12 protein-coding genes are annotated in these 22,771 nt (G+C 36.1%); 10 read left to right on the top strand and 2 right to left on the bottom strand.

The genetic code is table 11. The features are described 5' to 3' along the window. The first annotated feature begins 10 nt into the window (after positions 1-10). The 9 genes from BM291_RS20825 to BM291_RS20785 all read left to right on the top strand — a co-directional run bounded on the left by BM291_RS20825 (position 11) and on the right by BM291_RS20785 (position 19,569). A complete protein-coding gene (locus BM291_RS20825; RefSeq protein ID WP_139229163.1) occupies positions 11-541 on the top strand; it encodes a hypothetical protein in 531 nt (176 codons plus the stop codon). A 4-nt stretch (positions 542-545) separates the two neighbouring features. Then, positions 546-2,798: a hypothetical protein gene (locus BM291_RS20820; RefSeq protein ID WP_139229162.1), complete on the top strand. Its 2,253-nt coding sequence runs from the start codon at positions 546-548 to the stop codon at positions 2,796-2,798. Beyond that, the gene (locus BM291_RS20815) at positions 2,788-3,507 is read left to right on the top strand and encodes a CBS domain-containing protein (protein WP_092901586.1); all 720 of its coding nucleotides are present in this window, start codon (positions 2,788-2,790) and stop codon (positions 3,505-3,507) included. The genes BM291_RS20820 and BM291_RS20815 overlap by 11 nt, the downstream gene beginning before the upstream one ends. Position 3,508: 1 nt before the next feature. Then, positions 3,509-3,841 carry a hypothetical protein gene (locus BM291_RS20810; protein ID WP_092901584.1) on the top strand — a complete coding sequence of 111 codons (333 nt, stop codon included), beginning with the start codon at positions 3,509-3,511 and terminating at the stop codon, positions 3,839-3,841. Between the two features lie 69 nt (positions 3,842-3,910). Further along, complete coding sequence (locus BM291_RS22185) at positions 3,911-5,854, top strand: AAA family ATPase (protein ID WP_217647348.1); 1,944 nt, start codon at positions 3,911-3,913, stop codon at positions 5,852-5,854. Beyond that, positions 5,851-7,161, top strand: coding sequence for a 5-methylcytosine restriction system specificity protein McrC (locus BM291_RS20800; protein WP_092901581.1), 1,311 nt, complete (start codon positions 5,851-5,853; stop codon positions 7,159-7,161). Before BM291_RS22185 ends, BM291_RS20800 begins: the two co-directional genes overlap by 4 nt. A gap of 56 nt (positions 7,162-7,217) precedes the next feature. Beyond that, on the top strand, positions 7,218-7,748 hold the full coding sequence (locus tag BM291_RS20795) for a hypothetical protein (protein WP_092901578.1): 531 nt from the start codon (positions 7,218-7,220) through the stop codon (positions 7,746-7,748). Positions 7,749-7,913: 165 nt separating this feature from the next. After that, positions 7,914-16,055 (top strand): UvrD-helicase domain-containing protein, encoded by an 8,142-nt coding sequence (locus BM291_RS20790; protein WP_092901575.1) that lies wholly within the window; start codon positions 7,914-7,916, stop codon positions 16,053-16,055. Positions 16,056-16,209: 154 nt separating this feature from the next. Next, positions 16,210-19,569 carry a TM0106 family RecB-like putative nuclease gene (locus BM291_RS20785; protein ID WP_092901572.1) on the top strand — a complete coding sequence of 1,120 codons (3,360 nt, stop codon included), beginning with the start codon at positions 16,210-16,212 and terminating at the stop codon, positions 19,567-19,569. A 602-nt stretch (positions 19,570-20,171) separates the two neighbouring features. Here the strand turns inward: BM291_RS20785 and BM291_RS20780 are convergent. Beyond that, positions 20,172-21,707 (bottom strand): AAA family ATPase, encoded by a 1,536-nt coding sequence (locus BM291_RS20780; RefSeq protein WP_092901570.1) that lies wholly within the window; start codon positions 21,705-21,707, stop codon positions 20,172-20,174. A 271-nt stretch (positions 21,708-21,978) separates the two neighbouring features. Beyond that, positions 21,979-22,284: a helix-turn-helix domain-containing protein gene (locus tag BM291_RS20775; RefSeq protein ID WP_092901567.1), complete on the bottom strand. Its 306-nt coding sequence runs from the start codon at positions 22,282-22,284 to the stop codon at positions 21,979-21,981. A 209-nt stretch (positions 22,285-22,493) separates the two neighbouring features. Between BM291_RS20775 and BM291_RS20770 the strand changes: the two genes are divergently transcribed. After that, on the top strand, positions 22,494-22,771 hold a 278-nt coding region (locus tag BM291_RS20770; protein WP_139229161.1), incomplete at its 3' end, for a helix-turn-helix domain-containing protein.

Below are 22,771 nucleotides of genomic sequence, written 5' to 3'. Positions count from 1 at the left end.
TGGAATTCAGATGCTATATTGTTTAAGAGTAATGTGTGTTTTACTGGTAGTATTATTGGTCTTGTTCGTATCTCTAACGATTATAGCTTTTTTGGCTTGGGATGTAAATTCTAAAGTCATACTTCCAGAAATTGTCGAGAAGTGTTCTGCTTTTAGTTTGAGTGACGAGAATGTAGGTACTTACTTAGAGGTACTTACAGGGATAGTGGCTTTGTTGTTTCCTATTTCACTTCAAATAATTAATGACGCAAAAGGGAAGTATTTCAGTAGTCAAGAGGTTACTTCGGTTGTGTTTAAACAACGCGAGTACAAAGGACTGTACGCCGTACTTTTTGTACTTATAACTTTTACAATTGTATCATTTTGGGAGCCTATCCCGAAATGGGTTTTGTTTTTGATGCTTTGCGCCATAACAGCTACACTTATATTCTTGTATTTTTTCTTTAAAAACCTTGAAGAGATAATCAGTGATTTTTCCCAATTGGTTAGGAAAGAAGAAAAGTCAAATATTAAGAAAATGTTGAAGGATGGACAAAATTAGACAAGTGAAACGTTCATTTGAGAGCTTATTAAAAGTTTGGCTTTCTAAGCTTGATTTTGCAGAGGAGGATCTCGTCTCAGAAGATTTGATTTGGTTTTCAGAAACTTTTGATGATTTTTTCACCGGTTCAAATCTCGATGAATTTATTAATAGAGATGGGAGATATCAAAACCGGCTGGAGTTGGACAAAATTGACTTTACTCAAATATTAAATTCCTCAGTTGAATTTAGTAACAGTAAAGAGGAAAGATGGTCGCGTTTGAAAGTTGAAAAGCCAAATCATTTTGAATACTATAGACAGTTAAATGAGTTTAACTCAGAGAACTACAAGAATTATAATGTAATTGACATTTATTTCAGAATTCTTAAAATGCTTTATTCAACAGCTTCTGAAAAGGAGTTGGAAAGAACAAAAAATATTGTCCTTTCAAGGGTATTATCAACGGTTCATAAAGTTAGTGTTTTTGAGAAAAAGGATTTTGATTCAATAAGCCTTATTAATGATTTTTATTACGGTGTACTAAAGGGGTTATTCACAAAAAAAGAAATAATAAGCGACCTGCCTGATGAAAATTTCTTAAGAATAGTTTTATTTATTTCTATTTTCAACGTCTATTATTTGCCTTTGCTTAGCTTTAAAAAGGTGCCTTTACTAAGACGATACCTATTGAATATATGGATTTATTTAAATGAATTAGAGAAAGATAATCTTCTTGAAGATTTTTTGGACTCATTGTCAGATATGACTTTAAGCAACTCCGGATTCAGCGAAATTGATTTGTATGATATTAGAGCACTGCTTAAAGGAGAGGATCGGAATTCGGATTTTTACACAAATTTGGATAAAGTTAAGTCAGGTGGAAATCAGGTGATCCTTTTAAACGATCTTGAGGAGCATTTAAAGTTTATTGAAAGTGTTTCCAATAATAAAACACCAGATTACATTCCTGAAAATGTTCCAAAATATTTCTTAAAAACCCAAGAGGACGAAGCTATTCAGCTTTATAAATTCAGGTCGATGCAGACCCTTGTTTTAGAATACTTAAGTACTGTCAGGTATTTCAGGGGTAAAGATGAATTTTTCAAATCTTTTAATCGACTTCGAAAGAATGAGCAATGGTCAAACCATCGTACTTTTTTCCCAAAAACAATAAATGATGTATTAGTCTGGTTAATTATCTATTCAGAATTGAAGAGGGAATTGAATTTCAGATTCCTCGAGACTTCTTATGGATATAAATATCTGGATGATGTTATATTGTTCTTATTTAAGAATATCCCATATGACAACAAATCAATGGAGAATATGATGGGTTTAAGAGGTTTGCTATTAGACTCTTCATTCCTAAATTCAATGACTGGTGTTTCGAGTGATTTATTGGATAGGATTGATGGGAATGATTTGTTGACAGATGAAGAAAGAAGACAGTCTTCTTCTTTTTGGAATTCTATGTTCAATTTTTTTGGAGGCCAAATTCAGAAAAGCGAAAGTTTAACACCGATAAAAACAAGCATTTTTGATGACTTGATTTCTAATATTTCTAATCAATATCTGAATAATTCTCTTGTAAACTTTTTATCAAATAATCTATCACAATTTAATAGGAAGGAAAAGTGCCAAAAAGAATTGAAAACATTTGTGGTTGCTTCTGATTTACAGCTCAGAAAGTATGTAATTCCTGATTGGTATAGTCCCGCATATGGGCTTTCAGAATCTATTGGGAGATATTTATTTGAAGAGGAAAATATTCAGCTGGATTATAATTTGTTTAGTAAACAAATACTTCTTCAAGACCGGGAGCTAAAGCGTGTGGATGTTCAAGGGATAATCGACAAGTATAGTAAAGATAGTCTGGTTGTTTTTAGAAATGCTTATCCTGACTTCTGGATTATAGGTAAAAAAGCTAAAGCTGATATGACTTCACCTATTACATTTAGCTACAAAACGTACGACAGAAATTCTGAATTGCTTATTATCCCCAAATCTTCAATATCTATTCGATATGTTTATGATGGGCGATTTAAGGGTGTTCAATTTCTTGAAAAAAAGCTTATGGTGGAATTGCTTGACTTAGGAGGAGGAAACGAGGATAATTTATTGAAGGTGAAATCGATTAAGGGCTTTACAGAGCGATTTAATCTGTCAAGTGAGGAATTGAGAAAGCATTTTTGGATTAGGATCGCTGCAAAGGCCAAAGTTGTTATTAAGGATAAAGATTCAATCCTTCGGTTTAAGTTGAATCCTTATGGAGAGTAATATGACCAACGCACAAAAGTTTCTCCATCTGTATAATGAGCTGGACCAAGCCTTTGCCAGAGCTTTAGGGCACTCTGACTATGAATCGTTTACTTATCGAATTAAACAGCTTTCCGAAAAAAACCCTATAGTCCGGAGGTATAAAGATGATTTGCATCAGTTAGGAAGTCTTCGTAATGCTATAGCACATCAGTCAAGAGATGGTAGAGCAATTGCAGAGCCATTTGATGAAACCGTAACCTTGCTCAAGCAGATTATGGACGAATATAGTAAGCCTAAGCTTGTGTTTCCTCAATTCGGATTTGAAGTCTTTTCAGTAACTCCTTTAACTCCGTTGATAGATTTGCTTACAGAGATGAAGCAAAAGGATTTTTCTCAAGCTCCCATCTTGGATGAGTCAGGAAATGTTATTGAGGTGATTTCCACCAATACTATTTCAAGATGGCTTTTTGCGGAATATGAGAATGAGTTAATCGATTTGACATCGGCAAGAATATCCGACTTAATACCTCATATTGAGATTAAGGAGAATTACTCTTTAATCTCGAGAAGCACCACCGTGTATGAAGCGGCAGAAATCTATATCCGGCAATCTGCCGAGAATAAAAGCCAGTTGGATTGTATGATTATTACTCATTCTGGAAAGGCAGGAGAGAAGATTATTGGGCTTGTGTGTATTGAGGAAATTGCTGGGTATTTGATGGATTAAAATGTTAGATATAGCAAGAAGCATCGCCATTGAAAACCTTTATCTGTTAATCTTCCGGGAAGAGCTTACAAATGAGTCTGTAAGGAATATGGCTTATTTGATTTGGGCCATTGACAATTTTAGATATAAAGATGCTGACGCAGAGATTAGAGTTGGAATTGAAATACCGTGGCAGGAGGATTTTCAGGAATTAGTAGTGAGGGTGAGTAAAGAAATATTTTGGATTGGAATGGAAGCTATTCATCGAACTGGAGCCGGGTCGGATTCATATGATATCCTGAAGGAAGTTTTAAAGGGGATTGAGATCCATTTTTTGACATATTCGAGGAACTAATGAAGGAAGAAAATTTAGTCGTTCGAACAGAATATCATGGGGAGTATAGAACTTATTAACTATTAAAAAATGAATTTTTGGCACATTCAGTTACATCCAAATAACCAATCAGAATTCCCTCGAGAAAAGGTGAAAAGAATCCTCAAAGAAACCCATTATATCGGGATGGGACAATGGGAAGAGGGAAGGGTTTATATTGATCAGTTTACAAATGTGATGAAGATTGGTGACATTGTTTTGGTCCGAAGCAAAGGTCCTTTAGCATTGGTTGAAGTCTTAGGTGAGCCAGAAAAAACACCTAATCCAAATGTTGATTTTGATTGGTTTGAGAACAGGAGGCTAATTAAGGTTCTTCAATTTTTTGATGACAAGGTTAAGGACCAGATTGGGAAAAAAGTAGACGGCACCTTTAACCCAGTCACTTTTGCCTCCGCTAATATAAGCGAGTTTATTACAAAATGGTATTCACTTTATTCAAAAACCAATATGCTAACTCAGGCTAAGTCACTTTTAGAATATAAAAAGCAAATCATACTTCAAGGCCCTCCAGGTACAGGAAAGACCAGATTAGCAAAAGAAATTGCTCAATCTTTAACATCCAAGAAAAATGAGGTCGAAGAAAATGAAATAAAAAAGCTAATCCGCCCTGGCTTGGTGATTCCAAGCTCAACTAATTATACTCACTATACAGTTCTTGCAGTGAGTGATAGTTGGGTTCAAGTTCAATTGAAAAATACAGGGTCTGACTATAAGATCTCGTTTAAGGATATCACTAATGCTTTTAACAACAAGTTGTGGGAGGGAGGTCAAAAAAATGGTTCTGACCCATATGCGGCTGCTATTGCAAAATATATTTTCAAAAATCAACTTTCTGAGCTTGGAGAATTCAAATTAATCCAATTTCATCCGTCATATTCTTATGAGGATTTTGTAAGGGGAATTGTAGTAGAAACAGAAGGAGGAAATCCAACTTACACATCCGTGGACAAGGTATTTGCAGAGATGGCAAATCTTGCGCATCAGAATTATTTAGACTCTTTGAAATCCCCTGAAGAGATCTCAAAAGAGAAGCAATTGGAAAGTTTTTTGGATGCGTTTAAGGATGAAATCGAGAGTAGAATAGAAATTGCAAATGGGAAATACATACTGGATGGAACAACCACATACCTTTTCGATGTAGATGAATCATCCTTTAGATATACAGGTGATAATTGGAATTCTTCTCTTGGCCATCGATTGTATTTAAAAGACATCTTGATTCTGTTTTTGGCTAATGCTAAATCACGAAAGGAAATCAAGGCAAACCCCAATATTTCAGGCTCCGCTCGTCAACATTCAAGTTACTATTTGAGAGTTCTTCAGCTTTTTGAAGAATTTGTGAAAGGGAAAACCATTCAGGTTGGGACACAATTCAAAACGGAATTGAAAAACTTTGTCTTGATCATTGATGAAATAAACCGTGCAAATCTGCCTTCGGTATTAGGGGAGCTAATTTATGGGTTAGAATACAGAAGCGAACCTGTGGAGTCCATGTATGCCGTCAATGGATCGAGAACAATGGTGGTTCCTCCAAATCTATTTGTGATAGGAACCATGAATACCGCCGACAGAAGCGTTGGTCATATTGATTATGCAATTCGAAGAAGGTTTGCTTTTGTAGATGTTTTGCCGTCAATTACTCCGATCTCGAATACGCTCGCGCAAGGAATGTTTGAAAAGGTTTCCAAGCTATTTGTTTCCAATTATGATGAGGTGATCTCGACTCAAGCTACCCCGAAGCGGGCAGAAACCTTAATGGCGGACTTCAGACCGGAAGATGTTTGGATTGGGCATAGTTACTTTCTTACAGATCAAACAGATGCTAATAAAGCAGACGAAGAGATAAAGATCAAATTGAAGTACGAAGTGCTTCCACTTCTCAAAGAATATGTAAAGGATGGGATCTTAAGGAGTAATGAAGGTAATTCAGATGACCCTGTACAGAAGGTGTTTAAGGAATTGAATGAACTATGAGACCATTTTCACTTCGTGAGCATGTGACCAATATTTTTCCCTTTTCTGAAGGTGTTTTTACGGAGGAGATCCTTTTTAAGAAAAGGCGCAAAGACGGAAGTTGCGCAGCATTTAAGGTAATTGATCAAGAAATAGCCATTTCCACTTCGTACTATGTGGGGGCAGACTGGCTTCCTAAGCATGAGGGCAAGCATTGGATCTATGTAGAATCCAAGCTTAATACAAAATTTGACCAAGAAACAGGAGAAGAAAGCAAATCCATTTCGGAGGAAAAAGAACTCATCCGAGTGGATGTATTAAAGATGCTCTTCCAGGCACTCGAAGAACCAGAAGTTCGGGGACACACTCAAGAGCTCTTTGAAATCAAGTTTGACAGTGCATGGATTCCTTTGCAGAAGCATCAGGATTTGATTTCTCCACTGATTATGATCCAATTCCTGAACCAAGTAAAGGATATAGTCAGGAAAGGATTAAAGAAAAGTTACTACAAAATAGAGCGAAATCTATACGCAAAAGTCAAGGGGAAAGTATTGGTAAGTAAGACGATAAAGCAAAACCTCGTCAAGAACAAAAATTTAAATACATTCTGCCAGTATGAGGAATTTGGCATAGATGGGTTGGAAAATCGACTACTGAAAAAAACGCTGACTTTCATTAAACGATACCTTGCTACTATTAAGGGGTTAGAATCAGAAGCATATTTTCAGGAAACCTTCAGTTTTATCCAACCCGCCTTCGAAGAGGTTTCGGAAGAAGTTCTTCTTCATGAAATAAAGCATTTCAAATTCAATCCTTTTTACAAAAACTACGAGAAGGCGATCGAGTTGGCAAAGCTAATACTCCAGCGCTTCAGCTATAATCTTAATGCTATTCAAGATCAGGATACGATCGAAACGCCTCCCTATTGGATCGACATGAGTAAGCTATTTGAGTTGTATGTATTGGGTATGTTGAAGAAGGAATATGGATCTGCTATCACTTACCATGAAAGAACCTATGGGAATGAGGTGGATTTCTTGCTTTCAGCGGACGATGATTCTTTAGTCATTGATGCTAAATACAAACCTGGATACATTGGAAAGAGTCATCAGGGTCTTCATACAGATATCCGTCAGGTAAGTGGCTATGCAAGACATAGGGAAATCAGGAGAAGGCTTAAAGTAAAGGACAATAACCTGCTACTGGGGTGTGTGATAATCTATCCTGATCTGAGTTTAATGGAAGAAAAGATTGGTGATCTAAGAATTACAGAAGTTTCCCAATATGAGAAAGCTTGGAAGGTGGGAGTCAAGCTGCCAGCTTATTAGTGGGAAAACAAAGATTATGATCAGTATTTTAACGACAAATTAAAAAACTAATATTTATGAGATACCTGTTGATTTTGATAGCCTTTTCAATTGTAATGATAAAGCCCAACGTGACTTTTGGCCAAAAGGGTGATGTTTTTGATGAATTACAAGATTCATTTGATTATGGAAAGAAAGCCACTGAGTATGCAGATTCAACCCTTGATTATATAAAGAAATGTTATCAGCAGACTGCACTTGGCGACATCCAATATTACGCTCGAAAAGCGAAAAATGAAATTGATTATTCCAAATCCCAATCTGGATATGCTGAATCTGATGCATCTGACGCCGAAGATGAAGCTGATGATATAGGTTGTGATGGTGCTGAAAATGAATCGGATGATGCAGAGGGAAATTTCTACACCGCAAAAAGTAGATTTGATGATGCTTACACTTATTTAAGACGGGTAGAGAATGCTGATGATAGGGATGATGCTGAGTACAATCTTCGTAAAGCAAAAAGATATGTTGAAGAAGGTTTGACTTACCTTAATTACGCTATGGCTGATCTGAATGATGCTGTTAAAGAATTAAATGGTTGTTAATTACTTGCTTTGTGATTTGACTCAATGGAGACATGGCTGGTCACATTAAGGTTTTGTGGCAAGTTCGAACTATTGAAAAGATCTATCCTAAAATTTGCTCTCTGATTCTTTGCTCAATGCAGAGCAGGGTATTTTACTATTTGAATTATTTAAAACAATAAGAGTTTGGAGCAAAAATTTATTCGACTTGGTCAGATAGCAAGGAAGCTTAACGTAAATACATCTGAGATTGTAGAAATACTGGCTTCAAATGGGATAGAGGTAGAAAACAATCCCAACTCCAAATTGAATTTGAGCCAAGTACAATTGGTGCAGAATAAAGTTTATTCAACAACAAAAGAACTTCAGGATAATCTAAGTATAAAAGAAATACATGAGATCCTGAAAGGAACATCTCGGTTAGACAAGGATAAAATAACCCAAAAAATTCCCGTCAATTTTTTGAAAGAGGAAATAAATCTATTACCCCTGAAACGAAAAGCCGAGAATTTTGAAATTTCCAAAGTCATTTTTGAGAATCTTTTCCCTAAAGAATGGAAAGACCTCAAAGTAGGTAGAGTAAAGTTTTATGATGCGAAGAAAGGCTTTGGTTATGTTTTTAGCTTCGAGGATGCGAAAGATTGCTTTATTCACTCAAGTAAATTACTTACAGTAGATATAGCTGAAAATGATATAGTTGTATTCAAGACGATAGATTCAAAGAGAAAGAGAGGAGAACTTGACGCTATAAAGGTCTCAAGTTTAATTCCGTGTTACCTATTCATTAGAAAAGAAAGAAGTTATGCGTCTCCAATTTCCGGGTTTTCAATTACTCAAGAATTCCCAATACGGGACACTGTTAAAGAAGGAGTTTTTATTATTAAGGCAAAGGAATCGCTTAGTCAGTGGAATGTTGAGGTAATTAATGATTACTCTTCACCAGAACCTGATAAAATTGGATGGGCGAAAAAAGTATTGATTCATCAGGCACAGAATATTACCCAATACCGGACTTCAATTATATGGCTGAATAGATTCTTAATAGCTTCTGGGGCTAAGAATACTACTTTTTTCAGTTTGTTTAAATTGATTTTTAATGAGATGGGTTCTCGTGAATTAAATGAGATCCTGCTTCAGATCAATGAGTTTTATGTTTTTCCTTTTTTGGAAGAGTTCTTTGATGACGTAAAAAATCAAATTTTTAATAAAGTTTCCTTCTGTTTTTGGATTAGAGGAATTGTTGGGGAGTTGCCCAAAGAGGACAATAGTAATACTATTTGGTCAGAAGATATTTTGCCATTCTTATCCTATCAAGATCAAATAGAGGTTTTGAATGCCCTTCGAATTCAAGAACAAAATTCAGAAAGGCTATCATTCTTAATCCAGGAATTTCTTAAGAAACCAATTTTCCTTGACTCTAAGCAGGGTGTCGAAAATTTCAAGGAATTTATTGCCCCCTATTTAGCCCTTTTTCCAACCATAAAACTGACTGAGAATGATTTTGAGTCTTCCCACCCAGAAATCTATGTAGAGCTTTTTAAATTAAAAGTAATCAACAGCCTATCAGAGGATAAAATGTATTGGATTCTAAAAGAGCTTACTAAGGATGAAGATCGAGTAAGTCTTTTGGAAGGTTTCCCTTTTGAAAAGGCTGCTTCACATTTAGCAAGGCATGAATCATTATTACATCTACAGCAAAATAGGCTATTTGACGAAATTGAATCAGAGATACGTCAACTGGATTTTGTATGCTTTGACCTTGAAGTTGAAGGTAGTGGTATCAAAGAATATGCTTGGATCTCGAATTCTGGTGCTAAGGAGCATACGCATTATATAAATAAAGAAGCAGGGTTGAAGGATCTGATTCATTTGATTAAGTCAAGTAGTTTAATCATTGGTCAAAACATAAGAGAGTTTGATCTCCCGCGCTTAGACGGAATAGATGTTGTTGCATTCCAAGACTTTATTTGGGATACCCTTGAAGTGGAGATGTTATTAAATCCTGGAAGGAAGAGCTACGGGTTGATGACGGCTCACACTGCTACATATGACACTAATCAAACTTACCAGCTTTTTCTAAATCAAATAATGAGGCTGATTGCTTCGAGAGAAGTTTTTCAGTCATTGAAGCCTTTTATACCTCTTTATGCAGTTACACTTATTGAAGAGAAATGTCTTCAGTTCGGGCTTCAGTTTGTGGATAAAAAATATGCAGAGGAGAAGTCAGATCAGTATTTTAGGCCTCAAGGAGGCCAAGTGCTTTCAGGGGAGATTAGTCGTGCCTTAGATGAAGTGTTTGAGGTTGATTCAAAAGTTCTTGTGATTCTTCCAGAATTATTGTGGGACAGTGTATCATCTCATTATAACCTAAATTTAATTTCAAGAAATAGACGAAAGTCGTGGATTCTTTCCAGAGAGTTGGTTGAGCAGGGTTATATAGACGATGATTTTCTTCAAGAAGTATTACTGAGATATATTGATTGGAATATATTAAGAGGGTGTATTCCCTATTTATCGAATCTTCCCACACCAATTCTTATTAAGATTCCTGACGAAGTACTTCATGAGCTCTGTGAATATTCATCTATTGAAGAACTTATTAAGAGGCAGATGCCAGCATCCATATTTTTTGATGAACTTATACTAATAGAGGAAGCTGAAATGGCTTGGGAAGGCTATCATGTAGTTGTATTATGTAAAGAGCTTTCTCAACTCACTACAAAAATTCAGCTCGGTCAAGACTTTGATTTTGCCACAATTTTTGAAAAATTCCCAAAACAAGAACCTATTTGGTTAAAGTTGTCTGGAGGCCAAAGCTATGTCTCACTTGGGCATAACCACCTCGAATTGCTTCACATTAAATCTATTCCGAAACATGTTAATAATATTTGGATTGAGAAGACTGGACGATCCCAATTTAAAGTTTATTGCAACCAGGATATTGATTCTATAATCGAGTCTCTTTCATTTGAAAATATTGTTTCAATAGAATTCAAAGAGAATAAATCAGGCAAAACTAATGGCTTTGTCATAAAACCTAATCCCAAAAAATCAGGATTTTTAGCCGATGCTCATCGGGTAAATGCAGAATCTTTTTACCGCGATAAATATTGGGTTTACCAGTTCAAGCTGATACGAGGGATTCGAATTAGTGGTAGTATTCTGCCCAAAGTGTTAATAGTTAATAATAGATCAGAAATTGATTTATTAGCATCCTATTCAAGGTCACTTGGTTTTTTTGTTCCAGACAATAGATCATCGACGATAAGACAGCTCGAGCTTCTTCATGTTTCTTCCTCCCGAAATAAACTGATGGTGGTTCCAATTGATATGTTGAGTGATATAATTTCAATTAATTATGTTGGGCCAATAGATTTTATTTGGGATAGTTTCCTCCTTCAAGAGAAATCACAAATGATTCATTTTGAAATCTTAGAGAATGATGAGTCAGATATTGAGGGGCAAAGGAATAATGTTCGACCTGGTATGGTAGATACTTTTACTTTATTGAAGTCACATAAGTCTCTCATTGACTTTTACTATTATTCCATTGTTGATAATCATGCGGATTCTAATCTCTTTTTAGGAGACTCAAGATTGGCTGATTACTATGATGTTGCAAGAAGTTTTCACATGAACTCTTTTCCTATTGAGGTGTGGGGTTCAGAGGAAAAATACAATGCGGACTATGAGTTGGCGAGAAAAATTTTCCCATCCAATACTGCTACTTCTGAAATCCCATTTGGCGTTGAAGAGGCAAAGGACTTACTCAGGTATATTTTTCTCGCTGAAGAAAATCCAGAGAATCCACATGAATGGAGAGATTACCAACATCTTTACTTAGACGAGATACTTCAAGCTAAGAAAGATTTAATAGTATCCCTTCCTACTGGTGCTGGTAAATCCGTCTTGTTTCAGGCCCCAGCATTATTTAGATCAGGCTTTACCAATAAATTGACAATTGTTATAGTCCCTCTAAGGGCTCTAATGCAAGATCAAGTGGATGGTCTTTGGGATAAAGGGTTTTTCAGCAATGTTGATTTTATCAGTGGTGACAAGTCACCAGTTGAAATTAAAGATATATACAGAAGAATATCAGGTGGAGAGATCACCATGCTCTTCATCACACCTGAGAGGTTTAGAGTTAGGTCTTTTGAAAATACTTTGCTCTCGCGAATAATCTCTGACAATGGACTTGAGTTTGCGGTTTTTGATGAAGCTCACTGCATATCGCAATGGGGGTTAGACTTCAGGCCAGATTACATGAATGCCGCAAAGAAGATAGCTGAATATTCTTCTAAATTCGATCTTAAAAAACTATTGTTCTCAGCGACAATTTCAGAGCAAGTTTCAAATGACATAACTCGAATAATGGGTAGTCTTGACATAGTGGAAGGTGCTCCAAAGAATTATAACCCAGTAAGGGATCACATTCGAATAGGTTTTAAACACAATATAGCAGTAGAAGACCGTCTTACTGAAATAGCAAATTATTTAATGGTTGGAGGTTTTGATTCCAAGAAGAGCCGTGCCATAATCTTTGTAAAGAGTCGAAAGAAAGTTGAAGAAAGTGCAGTCTTATTTCCAGATTATTTGCGAGAGGTATTTGGAGATAATTCTGGATTAGAGGATAAGGTTGGTTTTTTTCATGCAGGGATGGACGCTGAGGATAGAAGAGAAACTTATGATAAATTCAAATCTGGCGACTTCGTCATATTGTTTTCTACAAAAGCATTTGGAATGGGGATGGACATTCCAAATATTCATTATGTGGCTCATCTATCACCGTCAAGTACTTTCGAGGATTTTCTTCAAGAAGTTGGTAGAGCTGGTCGAAACGAAAGACTACGCTATGAGGCGGGTTTTGACGGGGAAAATAATTATATAAAAACTCTTTGCCTTACATCAACAGATGATTTTGCTCAATTAAAGGACCAATTACTGGAAAGTAGGATTTCATGGCATGAGGTCGCAGAGGCAAAAGGGATAGTTGAAAGATATATTGAGAAGTTTAAAACTCTAATTCCTGATTTAGAGCATCCGACTGCTTTACCTCTAGATTTATTGTCAGTTGAGAGAGGAAAAACAGATGAGTCTTTGAATATTAACTTTAGGCTTGCATTGCATTGGCTTGAAAAATTAGAACGAATAAAGCTTGGGTACTCCACAATTACTCATTTAGAACTTTTCAAAGACTCAATCCTTAATCTTCAGGAGAATTTGAGCAAATGCCAAGATAAAGAGACTCTTGAGGTTTGTCGGGCAATAGTGAAGTTGCGTCAAATTATGCCTGACCAGGAGGGCGATGAAAACTCTGAATTAATTCAAATTTCTCTTTCAGCTTTGAGAGATGAGACAAAGCTTAGTTTATCCAATTTATACGGAGCATTATACAAAGCCCACTCAACAAACTTGATTAAGATTAATCAACAAGTCTTAATTGAAACTACACGCTTGAGGTCAGAGGAAATCAAGCATGCGCTTGACACTAAATATCAAAACGAAAAATTTCCGGCATTAAAGGCTGTTTTTTCCTTTGCTCGGAGAATCCTTCAAAGTGTCCCATTAAATGATTCAAAGATTTTTGAAGGTGAAGAACTGGATTATATGCTTAATGAGGCTATTTCGGAAGAGGTGAGTTTCAAAGCATTACCGTGGTCAAAAAGAGATCAAGAGGATTCAAAAAAGAACGAATTACAGAATTTCAAAAAAGATCTTTTTAAGAAGAGGGCAAAACATGCTTTTACCCTTATCCGAGTGTTGGGAAAGACCCGGCACGAAAGTAAGATGGAGAAGAAGAGTGATGGATCAAGAAAAGCTATTGTTCATCAATCTGTTTTCAATGGTTATCATAAGGTAGAAGAATGGTCATCGAAGCTTTTACAGCTTGAAAATGATTCGATCCGCCTACTTCTTCATATTTCCAATTCAAGTTTTAAAAAGAACATAAATTCCTTCAATTGGGCCGATTTGATTTCAAATGTCAACCTGAAAGAAGATGTCAATTACCTACAAGACTTACTTTTCATTCTTTCGATTTTAGGTTATTGTAAGTCTGGTGGCATTTTTCCATCAGGGATAGAAGTATACCTAAAATCTATTAATGGAATAGCGGAGAATGATTTGCATTCTGATGATAACCAAGTTTTCGAAGAGTTTGAGGAGTCGAGAAAAGTGAGGGAATTAAAACTTATCTCCTTGGAGGTTCTTGCTAATTATCAAAAAGGAAAAAATTTGGATGACTTGGCTCTGAGACATAAGCAGGAGATATTTATTAAGAAATATTTTGCTTGCGATAGCTTGGAGAGTTTATTGGATGTTATTCAGAAAGAGCTTGATCCTGATGATCCCTTATTGATAAAATGGAGAGGAGATGCTATACAATCTGAAGAGGATCGTCTAAATACTGAACAAAGGAAAATTTATGATGCTGAAGTTAATCAGCATATTAGTGTAATGGCTGGGCCTGGATCTGGAAAAACCCATACACTTACCTTAAGAGTTGCAAGACTCGTTCATCATGTTGGCGTCAACCCTGATGAAATTCTTGTTTTGGCATATAATAGGGCAGTTGTTTCGGAATTAAAAGATCGATTGGGCAAACTATTTAACGAGCTTGGGTATGGGAAACTCTCAAAAAGATTAAAGATTTTTACCTTCCATGGTCTCGCCAAAAGGTATTGTCGGGAAAAACTGGAGGGTCGAGACTTTAATGAATGGGAGCCAATACTACTTGAAATATTAAAGAATTCCCCAGGAGAAATTTTTTATCAACTGGGTAGTTTGAAACATATTCTCGTGGATGAGTTTCAGGATATAAATAATACTCGAGTACAATTACTTAGTGAACTGCAAAATCTAACCAAATCCAATCTGTTTATTATTGGGGATCCCAATCAAAGCATTTATGGGTATGATAGAGAGAAGGAGGGAGGTAGTTTAAGTCCATGGCCTTATTACGATGATTTTAATCGAATATTTAGTCCAGCTATTTTTAAACTCTTTAAAAACCATCGATCCTACCCGGAAATTCTGGAATTATCAAAAGGGCTTTTAACTCTCCCTGATGATCAACAAGACTTAATTCCTTTACCAACAAGGGAACCTGAAGAAGAATATTTAAAGGAGTATGTTCAAGTTTTTGATACCGTTGAAAATAGGGCAGATTGGTGGACCTTTTTGGAAGATTTGACAAAAGAGAGAATTAATGGCAGGCCTTACCGGCAAATAGCAGTACTCTTTAGAACTAATAATGAGGTTTACAGAGGGTTTCAAAAAATTAGATCGATAGATTTGCCAGATATCAGGATTCGTATCCAAGGAAGTCTTCCTTATGAATTCATCAGAATCAGAGAATGCTTTGAGGTAATTCAGTATATTAAAAGGAAGCAAGGTGATTTGACAAAGTCCAAATTTGAAAATGAAATTGATACAGAGATAAATAGACTAATATTGGCATTTCCCCTCTGGAATCACTTTTATCTAAGAGTAATGCAATCATTAATTTTGGAGTTTCTAAATGACGAAGAGGATAACCTTTCGTATTCTGAATTAATTGAATACCTGTTTGAAACGGGAAGTAAAGATGATGGGCAACTTTTTAAAATCTATGAAAAATATCGAAGTCAATTTTCGCATGGAGCTGATGAAATTGAGGTAGTTCTTTCTACTATGCATAAAGTAAAAGGGTTGGAGTTTGATTGTGTAATTGTTCCTCCATCTTTCTCAGATCTTCCTCTAAAGAAAATTGATATTGAGGAAGAGGAAAAACTCTCGGAAATGATTGAGGAAGAAAGGAGGCTAACTTATGTGGCGTATACAAGGGCCAGATTTAGGCTATTAGTATTCATGAATAAAAGAGAAAAGGCACTTCTTAATTCCAATAGTTTTAGATTTCCAGATTCAGTCAGCACGAGAATGGGAGTCCCTGCTATTCCAGAATTGAGCAAATTGGTTATTAATTGGCCAGCTATGGATTATAATTTTAATAGGAGGTCTATAAATCCAGCCATCAAAAGTCATATCAAAAGTGGAGACCCTGTTTTTGTTAAGAAAAATAATAATACACAGTTTCCATATTTTGAATTGCACCATGAAATGATGAGAAAAACTATTGGTTCACTTTCATCAAATGCTGGTAGAATTAGAGAATACGATAAGGTTACTGGATTTGTAGTAAATGAAGTTGTTGCTTGGGAATATGAAGATTCTGTAAAATCAGATTTAAGAAATGGGACTAATTATTCAGAGAAATGGTGCTCAGAAGCAAAAGCTCAAGGCTATGTTTACTTGGTTGATTTTGCCGGATATGGTAAACCAGATGGATAGGTGAAAGAGTTTTTATTGTGAATTACAATGAGAGATAAAGTAGAAGACCAATTTGTAGAATTCTATTCCAATAACGATTCGATTTTTACTACCATTGGTCTTCTTTATTATAATTGAGTTATAGTTATAACTTTTTGAATCAGAATTTTTAAATATGAAACAAACGAAACAAGGGCTTTTGTATTCGCCTTCTGACTTATCAAACCATCTTTCTTGCAAGCATCTGACTCAGCTTAATAAACTGGCAGCAGAAGGGGTTTTAGAAAAGCCTTTTAATAACAATAGAGTGTTAGATCTATTGAGGGAAAAAGGAATTTCATTTGAGGATCAATTTTTAGAAGAATTAAAGTCTGAAGACAAAACAGTCATTGAGATTTCGCGAGATTCAGCTTCTACAGAGGAGCAAGTGATTGAAGCTATGCACTCAGGAGTGGATGTGATTTATCAAGCTCGGTTGCTTGAAGCTGGGGAATGGAAAGGTTGGGCTGATTTTTTATTAAAGGTCCAAAAACAGAGTGATCTGGGAGATTGGTCATATGAAGTGATGGACACCAAGCTTGCGTCTGAAACTCGTGCAGGAACAATTTTACAGATCGGGCTTTATTCGGAGGCCGTTGCCAAAATTCAGGGTATTAACCCGGAATACATGCATGTGAAGACTCCTGAATCGTCTCATAAATATCGGGTAGATGACTATTCCGCATATATCCGCTTGGTAAAAAGAAGACTAAAAGAGGCAATTTCGAATCCTGAAGACACCTATCCTGACCCCGTTTCCCATTGTGATATCTGTAGTTGGTGGGAACGATGCAATGCTCAGAGAAGGTATGATGATCATTTAGGTTTTGTGGCAGGACTTGGAACCAGTCAAACAAAAGAGCTGAGGATTAAGGGGATAAATACCCTTGAAAGATTGGCAGGTATTCCATTGCCAGTTCCTTTTGTTCCTTCAAAAGGTTCAGTTGAAACTTACAATAAATTAAGGGAACAGGCACGGGTCCAGTATCAAAGTAGGACTGAGAATAGACCCATTTACGAGTTGCTTGATCTTGTTCCTGAAACAGGTTTCTTCAAGTTGCCTGAACCTTCTCACAATGATATTTACCTTGATTTGGAAGGAGACCCTATGGTTGGTCCTTCAGGTTTAGAGTATCTGATAGGTTGGGTTCACCAAGGAAAATATCAACCAATATGGGCAGAAAATCCAGAGGAGGAAAAAGAAGCATTTGAATCCTTTATTGATTTTGCATTTACACTGAAATCCAAAGACCCGAGTGTTCATATATACCATTATGCCCCTTATGAGCCAGTGGCTTTTAAGCGACTTATGGGGAAATATGCTACTCGGGAAGGTGAAATGGATTCCTTGCTTAGGTCAGGGACTTTTATTGATTTGTATAGGGTAGTTAGGCAATCTGTTCGCGCGAGTGTTGAGAAATATTCGATCAAGGATCTTGAGAAATTTTATGGGTATAGTCGGGAAATGGATCTAAGAGTACTATCTGGATTTAAGGCTGATTATGAATATTTATTGGAATCGGGAATGCCTCAGGAGGCAAATGAGGCAATGGTTCAAGCGATTCAATTGTATAATCAGGACGATTGCACATCAACCCTAAAATTGCATGAATGGCTGGAAGATTTGAGAATAGAGCTAATTGAACAAGGTAATGAGATTCCAAGGCCAGAACTTTTGCGAGGAGAATCCAGTGACGCAATAACTGCCCATCAGGAACGAATAAGGCCAATAATGGAAGCACTACTTCTTGACATTTCTTTTGATAAAGATGAAAGGAATTCTGAGCAGCAGGCTAAATTTATACTTGCGCATATGTTGGATTGGTATCGACGGGAAAAGAAGTCATTTTGGTGGGAGTATTTTCGACTGATAGAATTACCTGATTACGAACTTTTGGAAGAACGAGGTGCATTATCTTATCTGGAGTTTACGGGTGAAAGAGTGAGTGTGAAAAGATCTGTTGTTGATACTTACCGCTTTCCGAACCAAGAAACAGACATTAGAACAGGTTCGAGGCTAAAAGCCCAAGATGGAAGCTCAGCAGGATCTGTAGAAAGCATTGATTTTAATAATAGACTTATAAAAATCAAGAAGGGGCCATCGATTTTAGAATTACATCCATCCTCAGTTTTTTCTTTTGAAGATATAAATCTCACTAAAAAAGAGGAAGCCATAATCAGTTTGGCTGAATGGGTAGTGGACCATGGGATATCTGATGAAAACCAGGAATATGCTGCTGGTAGAAATTTACTATTGAGAGTAAATCCCAGAATTATTGAAACTGTCCCAAATACTTCAGATAAAATTCAGTTTACCTTGGATTGGTCCTTGAGACTTAATCATAGCTATTTGCCTATTCAAGGTCCTCCAGGGACGGGGAAAAGCCATACGGCAAGTCATGTGATTTTAGGGTTAGTAAGGCAAGGAAAACGGGTAGGTGTTACCGCGTTAAGCCATAAAGTGATTAGTAATCTTTTGAATAAAATTCAGGAGGTGGCCGATCAAAATAACTATGGTATATCCATGATTCAAAAGAAATCCAATGATGATGGATCAGATGATGTGCCATGGAAAATCACGCTTGATAAAAATGAGATTCTGACAGGAATTGAAAAACATCAGGTTATTGGAGGCACATCATTTTTATGGTGTGATTCAGAGCTTGATAATTCTGTAGACTATCTTTTTGTAGATGAGGCAGGTCAATTGTCTTTGATTGACACCTTAGCTATTTCTGGTGCCTGCAAGAATTTAGTTCTTTTGGGAGATCCCCAACAACTTCAACAACCTCAAAAAGGAGTTCATCCAGAGGGGACTGAGGTTTCGGCTTTAAGCCATGTTCTTCAGGAAAGACAAACTATATCGGATGATCAAGGTGTCTTTCTGGAGAACACTTGGAGAATGCACCCAGAAATTTGCTCGTTTGATTCTGAGCTTTTTTACGAAAATAAACTCTTCCCAGTTACTGGCCTTGAAAATCAAAATGTCTTTGTAAGAGAATTAATTGAAGGGGCAGGATTGAGGTATTTAGAAGTCAAACATGAAGGGAATACTAACTCCTCTGCCGAAGAAGTTGAAGCGATAGCTGCATTAGTTCAAAAGCTGTTGGCTCCAGATTCCAATTTGATAGATAAAGAGGGTAAACAATTCTCTTTAACTCCTGCTTCCATAAAAATCATTTCACCGTATAACGCACAAGTCAATCTTCTCCAAGAGGCAATTCCAGATTTGGAAATAGGTACGGTGGATAAATTTCAGGGGCAAGAAGCGCCAATTATCATTTATTCTGTTGCGACCTCTCATCCACAAGATGCACCGAGAGGAATGGATTTTCTTTATAGTCTTAATAGATTTAATGTGGCTGTTTCCAGAGCAAAAGCGATGTTCATCTTGGTGTCAAGCCCAGCCATTTTTGAACCGGAGTGCAAGTCACCAGCTCAAATAAAATTAGCAAATCCATTTTGTAGGTTTAGTGAAATAGCGTCTGAATTATAAAAATCATATTTGAACAAAGTAGTCAAAAGGCATTAGCTATGCATTTAAAAAGGAAGCTATCAGTGGCTTGGGATTATTGTTGGACAGATTAAAAATTTTTAACGAATTATCATTCAAATCTAAACTGCTTGGATGATTCAATTTAGTCAGTGATTTTTTTTTTACAAGAATAGTGTGAAAGTTTTATTGCCGATTCCACGTCTCAGGAGCAAAGCCTGAATTAGTTGATAGAACAGTGAAGAGACTATCTTTGGATTTAGGATGAACATCCATGAATTAAGAGTGATACACTTTAATTATCCAAAGGCTACATGTACCCAGCTGAAAAGAACCCAGAAAGTATTCATTTTAGCCTTAATACTTCCCGCGGTTGGTTAAGGGTAAATAGATGGAACAACATTATCCTTAAAATCAAGATGCTGGACTCATGTAGAAATTAGTGTAAAAATGGTGAAATCAACTATTCCTTTCTCAAATAGCCGCCTTTTTCGGAATGTTTGCAACGGTAATAACCTCCTCCTCCCCCCTTAAGGGGAGGGAGGAGGGGAGGTTATTGCAAGAGATTCAAGCTCAATCTCTATTGGAATATATGTTAGAAGAAATTATGACAGTAATGCTGGATTCTTATACCAGCCCACTTTGGATGCTCTAAACATGAACAATTCCGTATGGATTATTTTTTCAGCAGCCTTTTGGGTAATGTTATACTTTTTCTGAAGCCGACTATTAATTATTCCTGATCTCAATAGAATATTATCACCAAATATTTCTGGCCAATCATACTTTTGCATTTCTTTTTTAATAGAAGTGTTCAACACATATTCAGATTTTTTAAACCAAAGATTCTCAGTATTTAACTCTAAGTGTTGCTGAGAACTGGTGCTTTTGCAATCTTCAGTAATATCATTTCCTTTAATTATTGACAAGGTTCGGAGTGAGTTAGTGCCTTTCTTCAAGCCAAAGATCACTCTTGCTTTAGCTTCAATTCCTTGGCTACCTAATAATCCATTTTTATTTATTTTTCCTACTCTCTCCGAGGATTTAGTAAAATGATGAATAAATAATACTGTTAAATCATGCTTTAAAATACTATTATGGATAGGTCGCATTACACTCCTAACATCACTATTGGAATTCATGTCTTTGTCTCCTATTAATTCACTTAGTGTGTCCACGATCACAAGGCCCGTATTGGGATGAATTTGCATATGTTCCTCAATTAAGTTTTCAAAAGATGAATTGTCGTGGTTTATGAAAATATTTTTTAAAGCGTGCGATCGTTCCTGTTTAGTCAGTTTTGATGAAAGCTTAACAAGCCTTCTTTTAAGCGAGCTATGATCGTCTTCAAATGAGCAATAGAGAACCTTTTTATTTCCAGTTATTTGATGTCCAAGGAATTTCATTTCTAACACATAACTGATTGCAAATTGAAGAGCTAATAGACTTTTTCCTGAATCAGACCCGCCTACTAAACCTGCCATAATTCCTTTTGGTAATATTTGTGGAATTATGAAATCGTCCTTTTCTGATACTATCTTTCCTAAATCGGAAGCAGGGTAATAGGACTTTTTTTTGTAGAATTTGCTTATTGCTTTGCTAACCAAAGCGTCAAACTCCAAAGTAGACTTGAAACATTCTAAGTATCCGGTTATACTTTCTACAATACTTGAAGGGGGTAAGGATACAATCGGAATATCATGTTTTGAATAATCAGTTAATGAGTATTTATAATATGGATTATGAGGAAAAACTGCAATTACTTCATTATAATCCCTTTTTAATATTCCTAATGCTCTTATAGCATGTGGATTGTTAAGGCTAAAGCAAACTGCAGAGTAGCCTTCTACATGTAACCTCAAAACATCTTGTTCTCTCGAAGTGATAAAGACTTTTTTCCTTGATTTAGATAATTGTTTGTATCCAAAGACTTCGAATCTATTATCTACATCTCCATTATAATCTGTGGTTGATTTGCTGGGGTCTGAAGTGTTATATTTTTTAATTGTTCCATCAACATAGCGAAAGCTAATTATATTGCTTCCGTCACTTTCTTCATGACTTGTTACTTTAAAATCTTCTAGGATTGCTTTTGTTATTTTTTCGTTTTTGAAAAATTTTGTTAACGCGTCGTTCATCATACTGTATTTATTTTTATAATTTTCTCGATTGCTTCAGAAGTTTTTAATCCTAATTCACTTTTGGTGAAGTTTAGACATTTGCGATTATCTCTAGACTCATAATTCCTATACAAAAATTGATTAATGATGTATATGGAGATACTAAATGAGGGGGGGCTTACTTGAGGGAAACGGGTTTGAAATATTATAACCAGGGATTACGGTTCCGCCAGGGTATAAATTTCCTATTAGATCATTGAAGATCCTCAAGGAAACAAGGCTGAGATCTATCTTATCTTTCATAAACCCCAGAATAGTTTTGTACGACCAATTCAAGAATGTCTTTCTTGAGAAAATAGATAGTGCCTCCAACCTTCGTGAAAGGAATCGAGCCATTTTGTCTTAGACCTGCAAGGGAACTGTCGCTAAGCTTGAGTATCTTTTTGACTTCTGAGGTTCTTAAAAGGCATGGGAAATTTGTCTTGCCAGACATTTTTAAGAGGGTCTCTTTGACCTCGGCGATATCCCGAACTAACTCATGGAGTTGGTTGGAATCCATCAGTGTTAGCTGACTGGAGTTGTTTTCTATATGTTTCATAGAACAAATGTGGAAAGTTCGATGAAGGCTAACTAAAAAATCCTGGTGATGATTTTGGTGATGATTTTAAAGTGTGTCTATAGCCTATCAGACATTATTTAAAGAAAAAAGTGAACTGAATAAAAAAAGTCAAACCCATTAATGAGCTTGACTTTTTTGAAATTTGAGGATGTCCCGTCCTGAAATAGCGTTACACAAAATGTAATGTTATGAAAGAAGAACAAGAGAGTAAGTATGTTAAGCGAACCCAACGAGATTACAGTTATGCTTTTAAACTATCGGTTGTTTCAGAGATAGAGCGTGGGGAATTGGGAATAAAAGCCGCCGCGCGCAAGTATGGAATTCAGTCTCATTCTACAGTGACAGGCTGGTTAAGGAAATATGGTAACTTTGATTGGGTGAACAAATCCACTTTAAAGATGCCTAAATCAAAGGATCAAAAACTGTTAGAGCTCGAGCAGAAAGTGCTTCTTTTGGAGAAGCAGAA

This window comes from Algoriphagus aquimarinus, from assembly GCF_900112005.1.
Lineage (GTDB): Bacteria > Bacteroidota > Bacteroidia > Cytophagales > Cyclobacteriaceae > Algoriphagus > Algoriphagus aquimarinus.
This window is presented reverse-complemented; position numbering and strand designations above follow the sequence as displayed.

Bases quoted from the DNA above. Each gene is read 5' to 3' on its own strand.
- BM291_RS20825 (WP_139229163.1), top strand. From the start codon at position 11: ATGCTATATTGTTTAAGAGTAATGTGTGTTTTACTGGTAGTATTATTG.
- BM291_RS20815 (WP_092901586.1), top strand. From the start codon at position 2,788: ATGGAGAGTAATATGACCAACGCACAAAAGTTTCTCCATCTGTATAAT.
- BM291_RS20810 (WP_092901584.1), top strand. From the start codon at position 3,509: ATGTTAGATATAGCAAGAAGCATCGCCATTGAAAACCTTTATCTGTTA.
- BM291_RS22185 (WP_217647348.1), top strand. From the start codon at position 3,911: ATGAATTTTTGGCACATTCAGTTACATCCAAATAACCAATCAGAATTC.
- BM291_RS20800 (WP_092901581.1), top strand. From the start codon at position 5,851: ATGAGACCATTTTCACTTCGTGAGCATGTGACCAATATTTTTCCCTTT.
- BM291_RS20795 (WP_092901578.1), top strand. From the start codon at position 7,218: ATGAGATACCTGTTGATTTTGATAGCCTTTTCAATTGTAATGATAAAG.
- BM291_RS20785 (WP_092901572.1), top strand. From the start codon at position 16,210: ATGAAACAAACGAAACAAGGGCTTTTGTATTCGCCTTCTGACTTATCA.
- BM291_RS20780 (WP_092901570.1), bottom strand. From the start codon at position 21,707: ATGATGAACGACGCGTTAACAAAATTTTTCAAAAACGAAAAAATAACA.
- BM291_RS20775 (WP_092901567.1), bottom strand. From the start codon at position 22,284: ATGAAACATATAGAAAACAACTCCAGTCAGCTAACACTGATGGATTCC.